The organism is Gluconobacter cadivus (assembly GCF_015244745.1).
Taxonomy (GTDB): Bacteria; Pseudomonadota; Alphaproteobacteria; order Acetobacterales; family Acetobacteraceae; genus Gluconobacter; species Gluconobacter cadivus.
This window is the reverse complement of the sequence record NZ_JABCQI010000023.1, coordinates 1-2436: the sequence shown is the minus strand read 5'-3', so window position 1 is coordinate 2436 and position 2436 is coordinate 1. Positions and strand designations below refer to the sequence as shown.

At 64.1% G+C, this 2436-nt stretch carries 3 protein-coding genes; all 3 read right to left on the bottom strand.

The features are described from left to right. The coding region (locus HKD28_RS15515) for an efflux transporter outer membrane subunit (RefSeq protein WP_194269105.1) at positions 1-1283 on the bottom strand (1283 nt) is incomplete at its 3' end. Between the two features lies 1 nt (position 1284). Beyond that, positions 1285-2196 (bottom strand): HlyD family efflux transporter periplasmic adaptor subunit, encoded by a 912-nt coding sequence (locus tag HKD28_RS15510; RefSeq protein ID WP_194263514.1) that lies wholly within the window; start codon positions 2194-2196, stop codon positions 1285-1287. A 12-nt stretch (positions 2197-2208) separates the two neighbouring features. Continuing rightward, positions 2209-2403: a DUF1656 domain-containing protein gene (locus tag HKD28_RS15505; protein WP_062026972.1), complete on the bottom strand. Its 195-nt coding sequence runs from the start codon at positions 2401-2403 to the stop codon at positions 2209-2211. Between the last annotated feature and the right edge of the window lie 33 nt (positions 2404-2436).

Below are 2436 nucleotides of genomic sequence, written 5' to 3'. Positions count from 1 at the left end.
AGCTTCTGGGCGCGGTCGCGGGCGAGGCCGGCATCGACGGAGGCCTGGTTCAGCTGCTCGACCAGTTCGGCATTATGCCGCCAGTCGCCCATCGCGTCCTCGACATCCGCAAACGCCTTGAGCACCGTCTTGCGGTAGTTCAGGCGGCTGCCCTCGGCCTCGGCCCGGGCCTGCGCGATGGCGGCAGTGTAGCGGCCACCATGAATGACCGGCAGCGTCGCCATCATCATGAAGCTCCACGCCATGCCACCTGCCTGGAACGCCTGATAGGCGGCGGACGCGTTCGGGTTGAACGTCAGCGGGATCATGAATTTCGGATAGAGATTCGAGACCGCAATGCCCACGCGCGCGGTGTCGGCGGCGTATTCGGCCTCGGCCACGCGGATGTCGGGGCGGTTGGCCAGCACGATCGACGGCAGGCTGTCGGGGAAGCGCGGCAGATCGGGGATCGGGCGGCGCTTTTCCAGCTCTTCCTCAAGCTGGCCCGGCATGTCGCCAACAAGGACGGCGATGGCATGCATCAGCCGCTCTTCCTGCTCGTGCAACGGCGCCAGACGGGCGCGTTCGAGATGTTCTTCCGTCTGCGCCTGCGCCACGGCCAGCGTGTTGCCAAGGCCGTGGGTGTAGAGCTTTTCGGTCAGTTCGCGCGAGCGCACGGCCACGTCGATGGCGCGCTCGGTCACGGTCAGGCGCTCCTGCACCGAGCGCAGTGTCACATAGTCCGTCGCCATCTCGGCCAGCAGGGCGAGGAGAACGCCGCGACGGTTCTCGATCGATTCCTCGACGATCCGCTTGCGCTCTTCCACCTGCCGGGCGATGTGCCCGAACAGATCGACTTCCCAGGTCGCCCGCGCGCCATAGGTCAGGACCGAGGCTTCGGGGCGGTTGGCCGGATTGCCCGGACGCAGCGGCCAGTTGTCGATATTGATCGAGTAGCGGTCATCGCCGCCACCTGCGGCCACGTCGAGCTGCGGATACCAGGCCGACTGCGCCTGACGGCGAACGGCGCGCTCGGCAATGATGTGCTGCGAGGCGATCTGCAGGTCGTAATTGCCCTTGATCGCCTGATCCACCAGCTCGTTGAGCATGGGGTCGTGGAACTGCGACCACCAGTCCTTCATATCCGCCGCCGACTGCGCCAGCGCGTCGGCCGTGGCGGGATGGGGCTGCTCGACAAAGGCGTCGGGTACCTTGATCCGGTCCGGCGTGAAGTTCGGCCCCACCGTACACGCCGTCAGCGACAGACAGGTACTCAGGGCAAGGGTCAGGAATTTGCGGGACATGTCAGAGGTGGTTCTGCAGCCAGGTGGTCAGACGGCCGCGCGCGCCCGGCGTTTCGCGCCCGATCGTCACCGTGGCCGTCATGCCGGCCGCCAGCGTGATGTTCGGCGGTACGCTGTCGAGTTCCAGACGCACCGGAATACGCTGTGCCAGACGCACCCAGGTGAAGATCGGATTGACGTCCGGCAGGCCCAGCTTGTCGGACACGCCGTTCTGGTCGTTGATGCCGCGGCCGATGCTGACGACATGCGCCATGAGAATCTGTTTGTAGCCCATCAGCTTGATGCGGGCTTCGTCCCCCACATGCACGCCGTGCATCTTGGTTTCTTCAAAATAGCCGTTGATCCAGAAGCTGTGTGCGTCGATCACGGCCATCCCGGGCTGACCGGCATGGGCGTAGTCACCCACGCGCAGGTTCAGGTTGGTGATGTAGCCGTCCACCGGCGAATAGACCGTGGAGCGCTGAAGGTTCAGCAGCGCCGTATCCAGCTCGGCTTTGGCCGCGTTGACCTTGGCGCGCTGGGTTTCAACATTGGAGTTGAAGTCTTCCTGCTCTTCCGCCGAGACGATGCCGCCCAGTCCCATACGGCGCTTGGCGTCGGAGGTGCGGAGCTTCAGGTCTTCTTCGGCCCCGGCCAGACGGGCGCGGGCAGCGTCGATATCGAGACGGAAGCGCACTGGATCGAGCACGAAGAGCGGGTCGCCCTTATGGACGAACTCGTTGTCCACGACCGGCACGGCCACGACCGTGCCCGAGACTTCGGGGGCGGCGTCCACGACATAGACGCGCACGCGACCATCACGGGTCCAGGGGGCGAGAACATAGATGTCCCACATCGTCCGACCCAGGCCGATGGCGAGCGCCAGCACCACAAGGGTCAGCAGGACACGGATTACACTGCGGGTCCAGTTCATCGCTGACCCTCCCTAGACGTAAAGGATGAGCAGACAGAGAACACAGACATAGAGCGCTATTTCAAAGAGAGCGACGTGCCAGAACCATCCCAGAGCGCCCGTGCGCCACAGAAGACTTCTCAGCAGTAACGTCACAAAGACCGCCGCTACGGCATAAATGGAAAGCGGAGCAACGAAAACGCCAAACAGGTTAACTTCAGCCAGCATCAGAAACCAGCTCCAGCGTCAACCACCAGACTG